The 18,403-nt window shown below is 35.1% G+C and carries 17 protein-coding genes; 7 read left to right on the forward strand and 10 right to left on the reverse strand.

Features of this window, described 5'->3' with window-relative positions; genetic code table 11:
* Positions 1-69: 69 nt before the first annotated feature.
* Together QOL71_RS02705 and QOL71_RS02710 are read right to left on the reverse strand one after the other, a co-directional pair.
* On the reverse strand, positions 70-450 hold the full coding sequence (locus QOL71_RS02705) for a hypothetical protein (protein ID WP_283415430.1): 381 nt from the start codon (positions 448-450) through the stop codon (positions 70-72).
* A 141-nt stretch (positions 451-591) separates the two neighbouring features.
* Positions 592-3,504 (reverse strand): M16 family metallopeptidase, encoded by a 2,913-nt coding sequence (locus QOL71_RS02710; RefSeq protein WP_283415431.1) that lies wholly within the window; start codon positions 3,502-3,504, stop codon positions 592-594.
* Between the two features lie 165 nt (positions 3,505-3,669).
* Between QOL71_RS02710 and QOL71_RS02715 the strand changes: the two genes are divergently transcribed.
* Positions 3,670-3,981: a GIY-YIG nuclease family protein gene (locus QOL71_RS02715; protein WP_283415432.1), complete on the forward strand. Its 312-nt coding sequence runs from the start codon at positions 3,670-3,672 to the stop codon at positions 3,979-3,981.
* Positions 3,982-4,597: 616 nt separating this feature from the next.
* Here the strand turns inward: QOL71_RS02715 and QOL71_RS02720 are convergent.
* From QOL71_RS02720 to QOL71_RS02745, 6 genes are all read right to left on the reverse strand, one after another.
* Positions 4,598-5,533: a DUF4062 domain-containing protein gene (locus QOL71_RS02720; RefSeq protein ID WP_283415433.1), complete on the reverse strand. Its 936-nt coding sequence runs from the start codon at positions 5,531-5,533 to the stop codon at positions 4,598-4,600.
* A 364-nt stretch (positions 5,534-5,897) separates the two neighbouring features.
* Entirely contained in the window at positions 5,898-6,386 is a 489-nt protein-coding gene (locus tag QOL71_RS02725; protein WP_283415434.1) for a hypothetical protein, read from the reverse strand.
* Between the two features lie 86 nt (positions 6,387-6,472).
* Positions 6,473-6,619: a hypothetical protein gene (locus tag QOL71_RS02730; protein ID WP_283415435.1), complete on the reverse strand. Its 147-nt coding sequence runs from the start codon at positions 6,617-6,619 to the stop codon at positions 6,473-6,475.
* A gap of 122 nt (positions 6,620-6,741) precedes the next feature.
* Positions 6,742-8,040, reverse strand: a complete 1,299-nt coding sequence (locus tag QOL71_RS02735) for a hypothetical protein (RefSeq protein WP_283415436.1) — start codon at positions 8,038-8,040, stop codon at positions 6,742-6,744.
* Positions 8,041-8,050: 10 nt separating this feature from the next.
* Positions 8,051-8,575, reverse strand: a complete 525-nt coding sequence (locus QOL71_RS02740; RefSeq protein WP_283415437.1) for a hypothetical protein — start codon at positions 8,573-8,575, stop codon at positions 8,051-8,053.
* A gap of 291 nt (positions 8,576-8,866) precedes the next feature.
* Positions 8,867-9,901 carry an acyl-CoA reductase gene (locus tag QOL71_RS02745; protein WP_283415438.1) on the reverse strand — a complete coding sequence of 345 codons (1,035 nt, stop codon included), beginning with the start codon at positions 9,899-9,901 and terminating at the stop codon, positions 8,867-8,869.
* A 50-nt stretch (positions 9,902-9,951) separates the two neighbouring features.
* Here QOL71_RS02745 and QOL71_RS02750 point away from each other — a divergent pair, with 50 nt between their 5' ends.
* The 6 genes from QOL71_RS02750 (at position 9,952) to QOL71_RS02775 (ending at position 16,717) form a co-directional block, all read left to right on the forward strand.
* Entirely contained in the window at positions 9,952-10,302 is a 351-nt protein-coding gene (locus QOL71_RS02750) for a 4Fe-4S dicluster domain-containing protein (RefSeq protein ID WP_283415439.1), read from the forward strand.
* Between the two features lie 70 nt (positions 10,303-10,372).
* Positions 10,373-11,428: a 3-phosphoserine/phosphohydroxythreonine transaminase gene (serC, locus tag QOL71_RS02755; protein WP_283415440.1), complete on the forward strand. Its 1,056-nt coding sequence runs from the start codon at positions 10,373-10,375 to the stop codon at positions 11,426-11,428.
* Between the two features lie 163 nt (positions 11,429-11,591).
* Positions 11,592-12,548 carry a D-2-hydroxyacid dehydrogenase gene (locus QOL71_RS02760; protein WP_283415441.1) on the forward strand — a complete coding sequence of 319 codons (957 nt, stop codon included), beginning with the start codon at positions 11,592-11,594 and terminating at the stop codon, positions 12,546-12,548.
* 5 nt (positions 12,549-12,553) lie between these two features.
* On the forward strand, positions 12,554-13,795 hold the full coding sequence (locus QOL71_RS02765) for a DUF1015 domain-containing protein (RefSeq protein ID WP_283415442.1): 1,242 nt from the start codon (positions 12,554-12,556) through the stop codon (positions 13,793-13,795).
* A gap of 203 nt (positions 13,796-13,998) precedes the next feature.
* A complete protein-coding gene (locus QOL71_RS02770) occupies positions 13,999-16,200 on the forward strand; it encodes an ATP-binding protein (protein ID WP_283415443.1) in 2,202 nt (733 codons plus the stop codon).
* On the forward strand, positions 16,181-16,717 hold the full coding sequence (locus QOL71_RS02775) for a biliverdin-producing heme oxygenase (RefSeq protein ID WP_283415444.1): 537 nt from the start codon (positions 16,181-16,183) through the stop codon (positions 16,715-16,717). The genes QOL71_RS02770 and QOL71_RS02775 overlap by 20 nt, the downstream gene beginning before the upstream one ends.
* Before the next feature lie 46 nt (positions 16,718-16,763).
* On the opposite strand, the gene QOL71_RS02780 is transcribed toward QOL71_RS02775, so the two are convergent.
* Together QOL71_RS02780 and QOL71_RS02785 are read right to left on the reverse strand one after the other, a co-directional pair.
* Positions 16,764-17,861: a peptidylprolyl isomerase gene (locus QOL71_RS02780; RefSeq protein WP_283415445.1), complete on the reverse strand. Its 1,098-nt coding sequence runs from the start codon at positions 17,859-17,861 to the stop codon at positions 16,764-16,766.
* A 19-nt stretch (positions 17,862-17,880) separates the two neighbouring features.
* On the reverse strand, positions 17,881-18,393 hold the full coding sequence (locus QOL71_RS02785) for an FKBP-type peptidyl-prolyl cis-trans isomerase (protein WP_283415446.1): 513 nt from the start codon (positions 18,391-18,393) through the stop codon (positions 17,881-17,883).
* Positions 18,394-18,403 lie beyond the last annotated feature (10 nt).

Genomic DNA, 18,403 nt, shown 5'->3' on the forward strand with positions numbered 1-18,403 from the left:
GTAAACAGACATATTACTTATCGGAATAACTTCCGTCATTTTGAATGAGGAAGAAGAAAATCAAAAAAATTAACAAAACTTTGGCGGCTGCCAGATAGAATTCAGGATTTCCAGATTATAAAAATTACTTTTATAAAAAGATTTTTTGGACGGTATTACCTGCAGAATATTTTTAGGAAAGTGAAGCGTAAATGGTGATGCTAAGGTAAAAACTACAACAAGATGACATCCATGTGAGATAAAAGGTAGTTGCTGATCGGTCTTATAATCCGCATCTTTCACCGGATTGTCATAATGCATTTTAATAAAAGAAACCAAGGTGATTTTTGGGTTTTCTCCTTTATGCTCTAAATAATGTTCTATCAACACCGGCATTTTCAAAAACTGATACAGCTCGGTTGTAGAAACCAAGTATAACGACAATAACAATATTGCAATCAGTTTTTTCACTGATCAAAATTAACAAAAGTTCTGTTAAGAATGATTTTAAATTGATATAATTAATCTAACCGGCTTATTATAAACATCTTGCATGAAATAAAAAAGTGAAACACATGGTTTCACTTCTTATTATTATGCGGATCAATTTGATTAATATCCAAAGATCTCTTCAAGACTTACCTCTTTGAACTCTCCCATTTTGTTGATAGAATCCATATTCAGGTTTTCTTTTTTTCCGATGATTGCGGTATTGTATTTCAATGGTTTGATTTCGGAATTATAAAAAGATGTCAGTTGAGGCAGTGTCAAAGATTGTATCTCAGCATAAACATCCTTTCTGACATCATAATCCAGCCCTAATTTTTGTAACGCCAATTGGTTATAGAAGATATTAGTCCTGTTGATTCTGTTGGATGCAATTTGCTTCAAAGCAGAGCCTTTTGCATTCTCGAACTGAGCCGGAATCTGAGGAAAATCTGCCATCAGGTCACTCATTGCAGCTACAGCTAAAGGTAATTTGTTGGCTTGTGTTCCGATATAATTGGTGACATAATTAGGATGATTTTTTTCCGTGGCATTAGCATAGGAAACATAAGCAGAATAGGCCAAAGACTTACTTTCGCGGATCTCCTGGAAAACGATAGATGATAATCCACGTCCAAAATATTCATTAAACACATTGGCTTTTCCAAAATTAGCAATATCTACATTTCCAGCTTTTGCTACCTTAGACATTTCCATCTGTACCATATCATAGTTCGTGAAATATACCTTGCCTTCTGTTGAAGGTTCTGCATATTCCTTAGCTTTTGAAGGCTGCAGTTTTGTATTAATAATAAAAGGTTTTACGGCTTTTTCAAGTCCTTTTTGATTCTCTCCGTAAAGGAAAACTTCATAAGGATATTGATTCAGGGTTTTGATTTTTGACATCAACTCGTTCACATCAATACTTTGCAGACGTTCTTTGGAAATTACATCTGTCATTCTGGAGTCTTTTCCAAACTTAGCATAGTTTGCTAAAGCTGCCATGATTTTATTCTTATCTTTTTTAGCCACTTCTCTGGATTCCAGAATTGTTTTCACTGTCTGGTCATAGATGCCTTTATCGGCTTTTACGTTATTGATCCAATGATTCATCAATTCTACTCCTTTTGGCATATTGCTTTCCAGCCCACTCAGGGTAATAATCATCTGATCGTTCGCTGTTCTGAAAGTATTAGAAATTCCCAGTTTGTAAAATTCTTCTTTCAATTGTTCCGGCGTATATTTATCAGTTCCAAGATACTGCAACACAGTTACACCAAGAGCCAGTTCCTTGTCATTATCTGTTCCGAAAGGGAAAATATAATTAACCTGAGCCACTTCGTTATATTTATTTTTAACGAAGCTGATTTTCTTGTCTTTGATTGTAGAAGTAGCAATTGCTGTTTTGAAATCAATGAACTGAGGCTTTATATCAGAAGATTTTGTATTAATGATATCTTTCAGGAAAGGCGATTGCGCTTCTCTGTTTAATTTGATTGGTGTGATGCCCGGGTTTTCTACACGAACTAATTTGTCATTAACACCTTTTTCTTTGTAAACGACTACATAATTATCCTTGAAAAAATCATTAGCAAATTTCACAACATCCGCTTTTGTAATGGCTTCATATTGGTTGATCTCATCCAGTTCCTGCTCCCAGGTTCTGTTGCCGATATAAGTAGAATATAATGTTGTAGCTAATCCGTCAGCAGTTTCCCAACGTTTCATTCTCTGAACTTTCAGGTCATTCACGATAGCATTCAGCATCCAGTCCGGGAATTGTCCTTTTTTAACCAGATCGATTTGCTCTAATAATAATTTCTTAGCCTCATCAAAGCTCTGCCCATCTTTCGGAACAACACTTAATACGAATGCACCATAAGTTTTGAAAGGTGATTCATAAGCACCGGCACCAAGAGTTTTTTGTTTCTGATTGATGTTAAGATCAATCAAACCAGCGTCTCCACTGTTACTCAATATTTCGGCAACAACATCAGCTAATCTTGCTTCCTGTGTTCCGTTAGAATCTGTTCTCCAGGCCATGGCCATTCTTGGTGCAGAAGGACTTTTTACCGTTCTGGAAATAATGCTGGTCATTGGCTCCTCAGACACCATTTTCTTCATTGGTAATTCTTTGTATTTGAATGTTCCAAAATACTGATCCACCAGTTTAATGGTTTTATCAAAATCCAAATCACCAACTAAAACGACTGCCATATTATTAGGCACATAGTAAGTATCGAAATATTTGTGAATCGCTACCATAGAAGGGCTTTTCAAGTGTTCCGAAGTTCCAATGGTTGTTTGCTGACCGTTTGGATGTTTAGGAAACAATGCTTCCATCATTGCGTAGTTGACCAATCTTCCGTCGTTATCCTGCGCACGGTTGTACTCTTCATAAACCGCTTCCAATTCTGTATGGAATAATCTCAAAACCAATTCCGAGAAACGCTCATGCTCCACTTTCAGCCATTTTTCCAGTTCGTTGGACGGGATGTTGTTTTTGTAAACCGTTTCGTCTAACCAAGTGTGCGCATTGGTTCCGGTTGCTCCAAGAGAAGAGATCGCTTTATCATATTCGTTAGCAATAGCATATTTTGACGCTTCCTGAGATACTTCGTCTATTTTCTTGTATAATGCTTTTTTCTTTGCAGGGTCTTTTTCTGCTTTGTGCTGCTCATACAAATCAGAAATCTGCGCTAGCAAAGCTTTTTCCTTTGCCCAATCGCTGGTTCCCAATTTAGAAGTTCCCTTGAAAACCATATGTTCCAGGTAATGTGCTAATCCTGTATTATCGCTTGGGTCATTGTTGGAACCAGTTCTTACAGGGATATAAGTCTGGATTCTTGGTGCATCATCATTTTTAGCAAGATAGACTTTCAGTCCGTTTTTTAAGGTGTAAACCCTAACGCCTGACTGGTCGTTTTTTACCGTCTCGTAGGTATAACCCTGTTTATCTGTATTGGTTTGTGCTTCAAATTTCTGTGCCATTGCATTCATCATAAATAATAGTGAAATCGAAATAAATAGTTTTTTCATAGTAATACTTTTATTTTTTCGGAGCGTAATTTACGCAACATTTTATTAGTCACCAATTGTTGGGGATTGTTACTTAGATAAAAAACAAAGAATAGTCTTTTGAAAAATAATATTTGATTTTGTCATTGCCAACGAATTAAACCGATCTTTTATTAATTTTATGATATGAAACCCGGCTTTATTTATATAATGACCAATAAAAACAACACTACATTATACGTTGGTGTTACATCCAATTTGCCGGAAAGAGTCATAGAACACAGACAGAACAAATATCAAAACAGCTTTACCAGCAGATATAATTTGTACAAATTGGTTTATTGGGAATCTTTTCAGGAGATTGGAGATGCTATTGCCAGAGAAAAACAAATCAAAGCAAGTTCCAGGCGAAAGAAAATAGATTTGATTCAGTCAACTAATCCTGATTGGAAAGATTTGTATGATGATATCAAAGATATTTTTGATCCATTTTATTAGATGCGACTGTCATTGCGAGCGATAGCGAAGCAATCTCTATAAATATAATTACGAATAACCTCTACTATTTTGAATGGTACTTTTTATCTCAACTTAGGATACGTTTATACGTTTAGATAAATGCTTTTTGAGATTGCTTCACTTTGTTCGCAATGACAATAGACTTGCAAGCTCTTCATCTGATAAACAGAAAATAGATTTGATTCAATCAACTAATCCTGATTGGAAAGATTTGTATGATGATATCAAAGATATTTTTGATGCAACTGTCATTGCGAGCGATAGTGAAGCAATCTCTATCAATAGAATTACGAATAATTTCTACTATTTTGAATGGTACTTTTTATCTCAACTTAAAATACGTTTAGATGAATCTTTTTTGAGATTGCTTCACTTTGTTCGCAATGACAATAACCTTGCAAACTCCTCGTCTGATAATTGTATCAATTCCTCAAAATGTTTCCTTAGTTCCAAACTCATTAGCTTTGTTTTAGGCTGGTACCCAAATATAGGGATTGTTTTGAGTTTTAAATCAAAAAAGCACAGACCGCCATCTTTGCTTTTATTAATATAAATCTCTCTCATTTTGCTATTAAATAAAATATATGCTGTAACATTAACTTACATTTCCAATATAATCTTTTATTGTTAAATTATATTTTTTCAAGATTTCCTTAAGAGAATTTCTAACGCTTATATATTTACCGGCCATAGTAGTATTAGCAAATTTTGACATTCGCGGAAAACCACTAGTAGTTACATGACCTTCATCTTTAGTAATTTCTATATCACCTTCCACAATTTCATCAAAAGAACTATGTTTTAAAATATTTTTAGGCGAAACATCAACTTTCCAACTTTTCAGTAAGGTAATAACATCTTCTCCAACAATCTTTTCATACAATTCCAAATCTAGTAGTTGACTCTTATCAATAGTTGACGTTGCAATTTCTTTTGTTATAAATTCTATTTTTTGTGTTGCATTTGAAATTTCATTTAATAAATCACTAACTTTTTTTGTTTCAGATTCATTTGTTAAATAAAAATGCATCATTCCTGCCCATTGTTTTTTTAAATATGTTTCCATATCATTAAAATCTCGAAAAGGTACTATAGCATTATTAACAATGTTTTTTCTTACTTCATCTATAAATTCAAATATTTTTTTATTATCAACAGCTGGATAGTTGATAGTCTCATTTTCCTTATTCTTAGTGTAAACAAAATGATCCGAATATACACCTTGTTCTACTAATGCAAAAATTGGAATGTTATTTTTAACAGCATTTACATATTCTTGATTTGTAATAGATTTTTCACTTTCTTTAAAACTACCTCCATATCTACCACCAATTATTAGTACAAATAATTGACAGGTTTCTATTTCTGTTATACAAGAATCATGTGTATGTAACTTTGGATTATAAAAGACGTCTCCATCTTCACTTAAAATAGGTTCATATCCTAAATTTCTAATGAAAAATTTTAAATTCTCTCGAATATACTTTAAATCATAGCATGTCGAACTTATAAATACTCTTGGAATTGCCATATTGGTTATTGTTTAATATTTCAAATCTACAAATACTTTTGTTTGATGACAATATCTCTTAAAAATTTCAAGTCATTGATTTGATTTAGTAAATAAATCCACAACAAAAAACCACCTCCACCCACTTCACAAGTGGCTAAAGGTGGTTGGTCAAGTGGTTGAAACGGGTTCAGAACCGGTTGCGGGCGGTTACCTAAGTGGTCTGGGGCGGTTATAGACCACCCAAAGGTGGTTAGGTAAGTGGGTATGACCACTTATACAACCGGTCGCAGGTACTTCGAGACCAGTTGCAACCATTTCCGAACCGGGTAAAGGGTGGTTGAGAACCGGGGGTACCCCCCCCTCCCGAACCACCCCCTCCGGACTAATCTTGTTTTTCAGATTCTCCAGGAATGGTGGACGTTGGCGCAATAAAAAACTGCTTCATATCGTCATAGATCACATTGGTGCCCGGAACGTTTTCGCTGGACAGATATTTCACATTTCGGTAAAACGTGAGCGAGTTATGGTAGTTGTCAAAATCCAGCAGAATTTTGGTATCAGAGAACTGCTCCGTCAGCGAGTTCAGTCTTTGCATACGGCTTTCCATCTGTTGCCTTGCCTCGTAATCTTTGTCATACTCTGCTTTGTCCAAGAACGGTGGAACATATTGCGGATACTGCTCCATATAGCCTTTGGCTTTGTTCACAAAGAGTTTGTTCTGCTCGGCGATACTGCCGTACTGCTGGCGTTGTTCGGGCGTCAGGTTGATGGTTTTGCCTAGCAATACAGATTCGATCATGCTAATTGCGTCATCTAGTTTTGTAAGTTCTGCATTCGTGAACTCTACACTGATTAAATTTTCTAGTGCCATTTGTCTTTTTGTTTTTAAAAATTAATATTAAAGTGAATTATAAAGAATATACAGCAAGTGGCATTGCTTGCCGGTATATCAATTATCTAAAGTGTGATTGGGAAATCAATTACGTCATTAATCTCCGGAAATACTCCAAAGACTGTCTGAGATGTAATGTTGAGGTTGGATTGTTCTGCTGTTGCAGGTGTTGCCAAAAGTAAAGCCTGGCAAAGCGGGGATTTTGTAATCATTTTTAATATCATTTGTGTGTAAGACAAATATATTTAAAATACTGATACAGTAGTGCTTGATCCAAAATATTTGGATAATTATATAAAAAGCACTGATATATAATCAGTGCTTTTTGTTTCTGTTATAAGTGTTCTAATTCTAGACGATGGATTTCAACAGATGCCTTTTGGTTGGTTGCTAAGATTTCAAACCCTAAATAATATTTGTCCGGAAAATAATTTACATTTCTTGCCGTCACGAAATATTCTGAGAAATCTTTATCATTTAATCTACAAGTAAAGATATTTCCTTTTTTCTCTATTTGGATTTGTACAACTTCATTGAAATTTTTATCCAAATATTTCCTTGCATCAAAAGATAACTGCTCGCCATAACTTCTGGACAACAGATAAATTCCTTTATTCTTGTCCCATATCTTATCTTTCTTTTCTAATGTTGTACCTTCTGCAGTAGTGCTTAAAACTCCAAACTCGTTTGTGATATCATATCCTATTGGTGTTACAAAAGTAATAGTGTTACTCGGATGTTTCCAAATCTCAAACTGAACTCCCTTTCCTATATGGATCAAAAATCGGTCATTTTTCAGAACATTTATATTCAGTTTGACATCTAATGTCATTTTAAAGTCTTTTGAGAAATCAAACTTTTCCAAGTTTTTATAAAATCTCGCTTTCTTATAGATTACTTCCTTGCTAATACCTAGATTAAACCAATCTCCGGAATTATAATTTTTGGTACTGATAGTAAGATAATTGTCTTTGATTTCTGTAAGATTGGTTGTAATAATATATGTAGAATAATTACTAAGAGGAGGGTTTGTAGTTATTGCCCAATTTCTACCGGATGAAAAATCATCAATAATTTTAAGCTTTGTGTAAGGTAAAGTAGAAGCATTTAGTTTTGTGAGTGTGGGTGTAATATTTTTAATCTTTTGATTAATTAGTTTCCATTGCTTATTGCCTTCGTGCAACATCGTAAAAAAATCGAAAATTTTAATACCCATTCCAATGGCATTACTGGTAATATTACCTTGTGTGACGTCGTAGATCCCATTATAAAACATCAATCCATCACTAATATTTTGAGATATTTGCTGGAATTTTTGATTGGGGATTGCATTCAGCAAAGAAGAATTGACAAGTTCAACATATTGTAATGTATTTAGATTTGTAGAATTTATGGAATTTAGATTTGTAGAAAAATCGGCATTCTGAAGATAATCATTGACATCTGTATTGTATCCATAAACGGTTGCCAAATATGCTTTGGCGTTATCATTATCCAGTTTTCCATCAACAAGCAAACTCTCCAATAATGTCCCGAACTCTTCGTTAACCAGTTTTTCAAAATTGCTATTTTGTTGCGCATTGAAGAATATGAGGTTGCAGAAAAACCAAAGAAAAGTAATTTTTGTTCTCATAATTTCTTGTTTAATAATTAGGAACCGCATCCCACTCAGACTTTGAAATCACATCTTCACAAGGGCATCTGTTTTGATCCTCCAAAATAGCTTTTAGTCCTGCAATAATGGTTTTATTATATGCCTGACTTGCCTCAGTATTGTATGTGCACTTAGCAATTGCAGCAGCGCCGCAAAAGGTCCACGCTTGAACTTCAGCCGGATCTTCCTGGCTCAATTTCAAATATTTATCATACAGAGGGCAGTTATCCACAGATTCTATAGCTTCACTAGGATTGATACTGGAAAGAATAAACAGAAACTCATTACCATCATTTTTGCCAGAATAGAATTTGTTGTTCCCAACAAGTCTTATATAGTATGTATTATACTTTGGCTCTGTATGGTAATAGTAACCTGAGGTTGTTTTCTTATAAATATTCGATTTGTTAGGTTCTGTGAGACTAATCTCATCCCCATTTTGTTCAATACTTACAGTATAGTTTCCATCGCTTGATGTATAATTGCCTGTTTGCAACGTTTGTGCATTGAGCATACAACAGGTTAAAATTAATAAGATGAAATAAAATTTTGTCCGCATAATTTTACTTTTTAATTCAGATTTAAAATTAGGGCAGTTAATTCAGACCTGAAATACCCTGTTTAAGGTATTTTAATTCTTTACAAACAGGAAATAGCAATTATATTCTGGAAAATTTTATTTCAAAATGTCCAAAAAAAAGAACTTAAACTAATTGATGAGAAATTGAAGCAGAAATTCTTAATCACAAAATATAAAAAACGGAGTCTTGCGACTCCGTTTTTTATATAACACTTTAGGTAATAATTATACCACACTCAAAAAAGCCATCGTATCCACATTATCGGCATAAGTATCCAGTGAAGGATTTTGCGTTTCTCCAAAACCGATTGATTCTAATCCCAGCTCCGGTTTTGCAACAATGGTCTGTATCTCTTCTTTGTGGTTTTCTAAAAATACTTTCACTTCTTCCGGACTTTTATAACGGGAAAAATTAATCACAGATAACGGACTGAAGAGTTTCTCATCTTCCTTCAGCATCACAAAATTATTATCCCAGAACTGGTCTTGGTTCAAGAGATAAATGGCTCTGTTGTAATCATAATTATTCGCATATTTGTTATGATTGATAACATCTTTATAATGGATGAAATTCTCAAACAATCTGTCCAATTTCATATCACCTGGAATCATGATCCGGGTTACATTTCTGCAGCCCAATCCGAAATAACGGAAAATATCATCAGCTAACAATTGTAATTCTTCATTAGTTTCATCGCCTTTCAAGACTGCGACAGACGTTCTGTTTTTCCTGATGATGCTAAGGCTGTCTTTGAAATAATATTCCAGATATCTTGCTGTGTTATTACTACCTGTTGCAATCACAGCATCGAAGTTTTCTAATTTTTCAACAATATGATATTCAATTTCATTATTGGAGAACCCGTTCCAGAGCTGCAACAGAAAAGGTAAAACCAGACGATCTTTTGAAGATAATTTAATAACAGGAATATGATTGCTCAAAACCACCGAGATCACATCGTGGAAACCAACTAAGGGGATATTACCCGCCAATATCAGTCCTACTCTTTTTGGTGTACCGGACAACTGATATTTGGAAAGCCATTCTTCTATAGCCTGTCTGGTAAAAAGACTCGCCCATTGTTGCAGGTTATAACGTTGATTTTCTTGGGTGAACCATGGATTTTCGATTTCAGAACGTGTCATCAGATAAGCTAAGCGTTCTTCCTGTTCATTATAATCCTCATCATTTTTTTGAATGAAATCATTAATGAAAATTCCTAATTTTTCGAGCCCCAAAATTTTGTTTTCGTTCAGCATAGCTGGCTTTTTTTTTGTAATTTTGCACAAAAATATAAATAAATATAGCAATGGCTATCAAGATAACAGACGAATGTATAAATTGTGGCGCTTGTGAGCCGGAATGTCCGAACACTGCCATCTATGAAGGAGCTGTAGACTGGAAAGCATCAGAAGGAACCTCACTGAAGGGAATGGTGGTTTTGTCGTCAGGACTTTCTGTAAATGCTGATGCCGCTCAGGAACCTGTTGCGGACGATTATTATTTCATTGTAACAGACAAATGTACGGAGTGCAAAGGATTCCACGAAGAGCCGCAGTGTGCTGCCGTTTGCCCTGTTGACTGCTGTGTTCCGGATGAGGATCACGTAGAAACCGAAGAACAACTTTTAGCAAAAAAAGCATTCCTTCATAACGAATAACAATCAGCCAACAGCTTCATGCTCTTGGCTTTAGAATTAATAAGCCTAATACCTAATTACTTATAACTAAATGAAAAAACATAATTTTAGCGCAGGTCCCAGCATTCTTCCTGAGGAGGTTTTTCAAAAAGCAGCAGATGCCGTTCTGGATTTTAACGGTATGGGATTATCTCTTTTGGAGATCTCTCACAGGAGTAAGGAATTTGTTGCTGTAATGGATGAAGCCCGTGCTATTGTAAAAAGACTGATGAATCTTGGAGATGATTACGAAGTATTGTATCTGCAAGGTGGCGCAAGTCTTCAGTTTTTGATGGTACCTTATAACCTTTTATCCGTAAATGGAAAAGCAGCTTACACGAATACCGGAACTTGGGCATCAGGTGCTATCAAGGAAGCTAAAATGGTTGGTAATGTAGATGTTGTGGCATCTTCAAAAGAATCGAATTATAATTATATTCCGAAAGATTTTACAGTAGGTTCGGAATACGATTATTTCCATTGTACTTCCAACAATACGATTTTTGGGACGCAAATGAAATCTTTCCCGAAAGTAGATACGCTTTTGGTTTGTGATATGTCTTCTGATATTTTCAGCAGAGAATTGGATTTTTCTCAGTTTGATTTAATTTATGCAGGTGCTCAGAAAAATATGGGTCCGGCTGGAGCAACTTTGGTTGTGGTTAAAAAATCGATTCTTGGAAAAACAGGAAGACAGATTCCAACTTATTTGGATTATGCTGTTCATATCGATAAAGAATCGATGTCTAATACACCTCCGGTTTTTGCTGTTTATGCGTCTTATCTGACATTGAAACATCTTGAGGAAAACGGAGGAATTGCAGCCGCCGAAGCCAAAAATAATGCAAAAGCTAAATTGCTTTATGACGAGATCGACAGCAATCCAAACTTCCAGGGTGTAGCAGCTGTAGAAGACCGTTCCTTTATGAATGTGACTTTTACTTTGACAGATGAGTCTAAGCAAGAAGCTTTTGACGCAGCCTGGAAAGCAGCAGGAATCAGCGGACTGAACGGACACAGAAGTGTTGGCGGTTACAGAGCAAGTATTTATAATGCAATGCCGATAGAAAGCGTACAAGTTTTAGTAGATGTGATGAAAAGTATCTAAGTACTTTTCTCATTATAAATTATTAAACGTCTTCAGCTAATTGAGGACGTTTTTTTGTTAAAATAATGTTAATCAGAAGAAAAAGTCGTATCTTAGCCCACCTTGATTTTTAACTCAAACATTTCAAGGAAACTCAGTAACTAAAGGATTTTTGAATTAAACAATGATTGTATTAGCCAATGATGGAATCTCCGAAAAAGGGGTTCAGCTTTTGAAAGAGGCAGATATTACGGTTTTGGAAGCCAGAGTATCTCCTGAACACCTGAGCAAATTCATCAATGACAATAATGTTGATGTTCTTTTGGTGAGAAGTGCTACTCAGGTTAGAAAAGACCTGATTGACGAATGTCCCAATCTTAAGATTATCGGCCGTGGCGGTATCGGGATGGACAATATTGATGTGGAATATGCTATTGACAAAGGCATTTATATCATCAATACACCAAAAGCTTCCTGCAAATCAGTTGCAGAGTTGGTTTTCGCACATTTCTTTTCATTAGCAAGATTCCTTCACGAGAGTAATAGACTGATGTCTTTGGAAGGCGAAACTAATTTCAATGCACTGAAAAAATCATTCAATAATGCGATTGAACTTTCCGGAAAAACCTTAGGCGTTATCGGAATGGGAAATATCGGCATTGAAGTGATTAAGATGGGAATTTCTCTCGGAATGAAAATCTTAGCTTACAACAGAACACCGAAAACTGAGAACATTCAGCTTAGCTTTTTCGATGGTCAATCTTTGGATTTTGAAATTAAATCAGTAAATTTAGATGAAGTTTTAAAAAACTCAGATTTCATCAGCCTTAATACAAGTAAAACAGATGAATATCTTATCGACTCCAAAGAACTAAAATTAATGAAGGAAGGTGTTTTCATAGCGAACACTGCAAGAGGCGGCGTTATCAACGAAGTTGCTCTTTTGGATGCCATAGAAAGCGGAAAGGTTTACGGTGCTGCCTTAGACGTTTTTGAAAAAGAACCAACGCCGGAAGTTCTGATTCTAATGAATCCCGCTCTTTCGCTTTCTCCACATGTTGGTGGCAATACAATGGACGCCCAAAACAGAATAGGAGAAGAATTAGCACAACAAATTATAAAAATAAAAGCTCAACTATAATATATATGCCAGTATTTAAACCATTTAGAGGAATCAGACCAAATCCTGATTTTATTGAAGTTTTCCCTACTTATTCTTTGGATAATTTTACGCAGGAAGAAATCAATAAAAAAGCTCAGGTTGATGATTCTTATATCCAGATGATAAAGCCTGCGGTTGTAAGTAAATCAAAAGATGTTGACAGGAATCTGAGAAAAATAAGGTCTAATTTCGAAGAATTATTGGACGAGAAAAAGTTAACTCAAGACGATTCCGCTTACTATCTATATGAACAGACGCTTCCTGACAAAACAAGCTTCAGAGGGTTAATGGGCCTTGTAAGTGTTGATGACTTCTGGGAAGGAAAAATCAAAAAACACGAATCCACCATCACTGAAAGAAGAATGAAAATGGCACATTATCTTGAAAAAGTAGGTGTGCAGGCTGAGCCAGTTCTTTTGACGTATCATTCTAATTCCAAAGTGGAACTTCTGATGACACACGAGCAGAAGAACGTTCCTATCATCAATTATACCGATGATAAAAAAGTAAGACACAAGATCTGGAGAATCGACAACCGCCTGAAACTTCAGCAATTCAAAGAGGTTCTTGATCCAATTGATTCTTTTTATATCGCTGACGGACACCACAGAATTGGTTCTGTTGCAGAATATGCTAAAAAGCAAAGAGATAAATACAAAAGATCTCACGGTACGGAACATTATAATTTTGTTTACAGCTTCATTGTTTCCAACCAATCCATCAAGATCAACGATTACAATCGTCTTCTCAAAGATCTTAACGGGCTGTCTGATGAAGACTTCTTAGAAAAACTAAAAGAAGATTTTCAAATCCACGAAAAAGGGGAAGCACCCTATTTCCCTTCTCAAAAATTTCACATCAGTATGTATCTTGGCGGTAAATTTTACAGTTTACACGTAAAACATAGTATTCGTGAAGAGCATAAAAATGGTAACGATCTGGATCATCATTTGGTGGATAAGTACATTTTTGAGAATATCTTAGGAATCGAAAATGCAAAACATACCGATAAGATCACTTATCAGAAAGGAACTTCCGATATCAATGGTATTTCTGAATTAAAAGAAAAAGTGGATAGCGGAGAATATAAAGTCGGGTTTGGTATCTACCCTATCAGCTTTTCGGATCTGTTGAAAATTTCTGATAAAGAAATCAAAATGCCCCCAAAATGTACCTTAATTGAACCTAAACTAATTACAGCTTTGATAATGTACGATATGAAATAGATAAATGACAAAAAGGAACAAAAAATTGTTCCTTTTTTATTACCCATACATGAACATTTTAACTTTTTATATTGAATTTCAATAATTTAAACAATAAAATATTAATGAAAACAGCAATAATCAAATAAAATTAACATTAGTTAATTTTAATGTTTATCTTTACTCAGCAAAACACAAAGGGTATATCAATTTAATCATCAAATATGTATCCGAAAGAATATATCAATTGTGACCAAGAACCAATTCATATTTGTGGAGAAGTTCAGAGCTATGGTTTTTTGCTTGGGACGCAAAACTCCAGAGTTATTTTTTACAGTGAAAATATTTTAGATTTATTTTCTCTTGATCCTTCCATTTTGGGAAAAGATATTCAGGTATTATTTAATAATATTGGAATTGATGTCAATTGGGAGAACTATTCCAACACAGAAGATCTTGCAATACAGCACATTAATTTTAGAAATATAGAATATACTTTAAGTATTCACACCAACGGTGGGTTCACCTTTTTTGAAATGGAAAAGGTAATCCCTAATCATAAGATCAATAAAGAATATGCGGCAATACAGCATATTCTTAGAAATTCTAATGATGAAAATATTTGGAAAGTCTTGTTAAAAGAGATCCAAGATGTTATTGATTATGACAGAGCAATGATCTATCAGTTTTTATATGATGGCAGCGGTCAGGTCATAGAAGAATTGGTTAAACCTAACCTAGAAAGCTATCTCGACCTTCATTATCCTGAATCTGATATTCCTGCACAAGCAAGAGCACTTTATCTCAAAAATCCCGTTAGAATCACTTCACACGTTTCCGGGCAGACTTACCCTATTGTTGGCTTAGTTCCTAAGGAAGAAATCGATTTAACTTATAGTATTACGAGAGCATCCTCACCTGTTCACAGAGAATATCTGAAGAATGCCAAGGTAGAATCCAGCTTCAGCACGTCCATTATTGTCAATGGAGAATTATGGGGAATGGTTGCCTGCCAGAATGCTGAACCCAAACATCTTGATCTCCAATCTAGATTATTGGCAGAGACATTGACAAGAACTTCTGCAAATGCATTTGCTTCTTACAGATCTTTGCAGACTTTGGAAGAATACCAGAGAATAAATCTAAGTAACATCTCCCTTCGTCAAAATCTTTTGAGTGAAGAAGATTTTGGAAAAGCTTTGGAAACTAATATCAGGGATATTATGGGTAGCTGTGCCGCGGATGGGATGATTATTAAAATTAATAATGAAATCTTAACTGCGGGGAGTGTTCCCAATCACCTTGATATTGAGAAAATCATCAATTGGAGCAAAGAGAATAACCTGAACTTTGAAGAGAATATTTATATCTCCAATACGCTTTGTCAAGATATTAATGTAGAATTGGACAATCCGGAAAAAAGCTGTGGCATTATCATCAGCGTTCTGGGAAATAATACATCAGATATGCTGATATGGTTGAGAAAAGAACAGGGACAAAAAATAAAATGGGCCGGAAAGCCTGAAAAAGGTATCATTTCTGAAATAAAAGACGGTGTAGAAATCATCAAATTTTCTCCCAGAAAATCTTTCGAAGTCTGGAAAGAATATGTCAAAGGCACTTCTCTGCCCTGGAAAATCAAGGAAATTGAATCCGCAAGATGGATCACATCTGTTATCCTGAAAGCTTCTCATACCAAATCTTCCCAGATTGTTGATCTTAATAATCAATTAAAGGAACTGAATCAGGAACTGGACTCATTCTCGCACACTATTTCTCACGATCTTAATACGCCACTGACTGTTATAAAACTAAATGCACAACTGGCGCAAAAAATCCCTGATCCGGAAAATGTTCAAAAAACATTGAGTAATATTATTACTCAGGTGGATACAATGAGCGAAATGATCCGAAATGTTTTAGAATTAAGTAAAATTAAAAAATCAGAAATAGAGCTAAAGAGAGTTGAAGTGGACTCGCTAATTAGTAAACTCGCAGAAGATTCAAAAATCAGTTTTAATTCGCCGCATACCGAGATTGTTATCGAAAATACACCAGAAGTTTTAGGCGACAAAACAATGGTATATCAGGTTTTTGTGAATGTTATCGGCAATGCCGTCAAGTATTCGTCAAAATCCAGCAAGCCAATGGTAAAAATCGAAGGTGCTGTGTATGATGATGCTGTAACCTATACCATTACCGATAACGGAATTGGGATTGATAAAAAAGAATCGAACAAAATGTTCAAGATTTTCAGCAGGATGAATAATGCGAAAGAATTTCACGGAAATGGCGTTGGTTTGAGTATCGTCCATCATCTGATGGAGAAAATGGGTGGAAAAATCAGCTATGAAAGTGAAAGCGGAAAAGGAACAACCTTTACATTAAAATTTCAAAAACCAAATTATGATTTCAGTATTTCTTAAAGAACAAACAAAACAGCAACACGACGAAACAGAGGCCAACTTACAATCACAAAAAATATTCGATAAATCTTACACACTTGATGATTACAAAAATCTCTTGATCCATAATTATAAACTGATCAGCAGATACGAACCGCAAATCCATGAAAAATTAAAAAATTACCCGGAACTTAAGCTGGGATTAAGGTCCAAAATTGATGCTCTTAAAACTGACTTAAACAAACTTAATATCCTGACCGAATCAGAAACTCCGGCTCATAATCTGGAAAACGAAGCCGAAGCATTCGGAGCTTTATATGTTATGGAAGGTTCTACTCTTGGTGGGAATGTCATTGCAAAACAGCTTAAAAAAAATCCGGAATTTGAGAATGTAGATTTCAACTATTTTGGAGTTTATGGAGAAAACACAGGATCTTATTGGCAGGAATTCAAATCAATAATCGATGAGAAGATATCAGAAGAACAATATCAGGATTGTGTGAAAGGCGCTAAAAAAGCTTATCAATTATTATCATAAAAAAACGGAGCGAATAATGTCGCTCCGTTTTTTATATAAGTTCAGATTACTTTTCAATCTTTACCAGTTCAACGTCAAAAACCAACCATGCATTTGGCGGAATAACACCTCCTGCTCCTCTTTCGCCGTAACCTAAAGCTGGCGGAATCAGCAACGTTGCGGTTTCACCTTCTTTTAACAAAAGAATTCCTTCGTCCCAACCTTTGATTACCTGCCCAACTCCGATCGGAATATCAATTGGCTGTCCTCTTTTAAAAGAGTTGTCAAACTCTTCCCCATTAACCAATTTTCCTGCATAATGAACAGCAACCGTTTGTCCTGGCGTTGGATTAGCTCCGGTTGAAGTTTTAGTAATTTTGTAATAAAGACCGGAAGGCGTAGATTGCATTCCTGCCTTAAGACCATCAACCAGCTTTTGTTGATTGGCTTTGAATTCTTCTTCTTTTTTCTTCTTATCAGCCTCAGCTTTTGCTAAATAAGCTTTGTTGTTTTCCTGGATTTTTGCCTTTCCTTCATTGAAGATTTTTTCAGCATCGTAATGTTTGTATTTGTCACCTTTGCTGAAGATGGCAACTTTGTTAAGCACTACGTCTGTTTTTGGTTTGTCCTGAGCCCCTTTTTCTACATTTGCAATAGAATCGATCACAGCTTCACCTTTTACAACCTTACCAAAAATTGTATGCCTTCCGTCTAGCCAAGGTGTTGCAACTTCTGTGATGAAAAACTGGGAACCATTGGTATTAGGGCCGGAATTAGCCATTGATAGGATTCCTTTCCCTGTATGTTGAAGGTCATTTTTCTCATCATCGAATTTGTAGCCCGGATCACCCATTCCGGTTCCTTGCGGATCTCCACCCTGGATCATAAAATCTTTGATTACTCTGTGAAAAATAGTCCCGTCATAGAATGGCTGGCCTTTTTTCTTAGATTTATTTTCGATTTTACCTTCAGCAAGACCAACAAAATTAGCAACAGTAACCGGAGATTTTTCATCTTCGAATTTGACCAAAATGTCACCTTTACTTGTTGTCAGATTTCCATAAAGTCCGTCTGGCAGACTCTTGTAAGTTTCTTTGTCTATTTCCAATGTTTTACAGTTTAATAATGTTAATAATGTTATAGATAATGCTATAAATTTCTTCATTTTATTTATGCGTTAATTTTTATAATACTTTTACTTTGATGATTAATGGCATATCATTCGGAACTTTTTTATTATCACCATAAGTTCCGTAAGCCAAAACCGAAGGTACCAGTAATTCTGCCTCCTCTCCTTTTTTCAGATATCTTATTACATCTTCTACCGCATCCATTTCTTTAAAATGACCAAATTTCACATTGATGTTTTCTACTGGTGTGTCGTATAGTTTTACCCTGTCAAAATCGTAAATATAATATTGATAAGAGACTTTTTCACCATTATTCTTACGGTAGTTTTTCTCTAGATTTTCTATATTCACCCAATAGTTCATCCCCATAGGATAATATTTTACATTCTGAGATTTTATCCAATCCTCGATTTGATTTCTTTCAAGAGTATTGAGTTCTTTTGTACGGTTTTTAGAAACTTCCAGTTCGCTTTCTGACATAAACTGTTCTTCAGGATGCTGCGCAGGTGTTTGCTTGGCACAAGAAGCGATAAGAATTAAAATCGATATGTAAAATAATTTGTTCATTCTGTAATGA

This window comes from Epilithonimonas pallida, assembly GCF_900182975.1.
GTDB classification, from domain to species: Bacteria; Bacteroidota; Bacteroidia; order Flavobacteriales; family Weeksellaceae; genus Epilithonimonas; species Epilithonimonas pallida.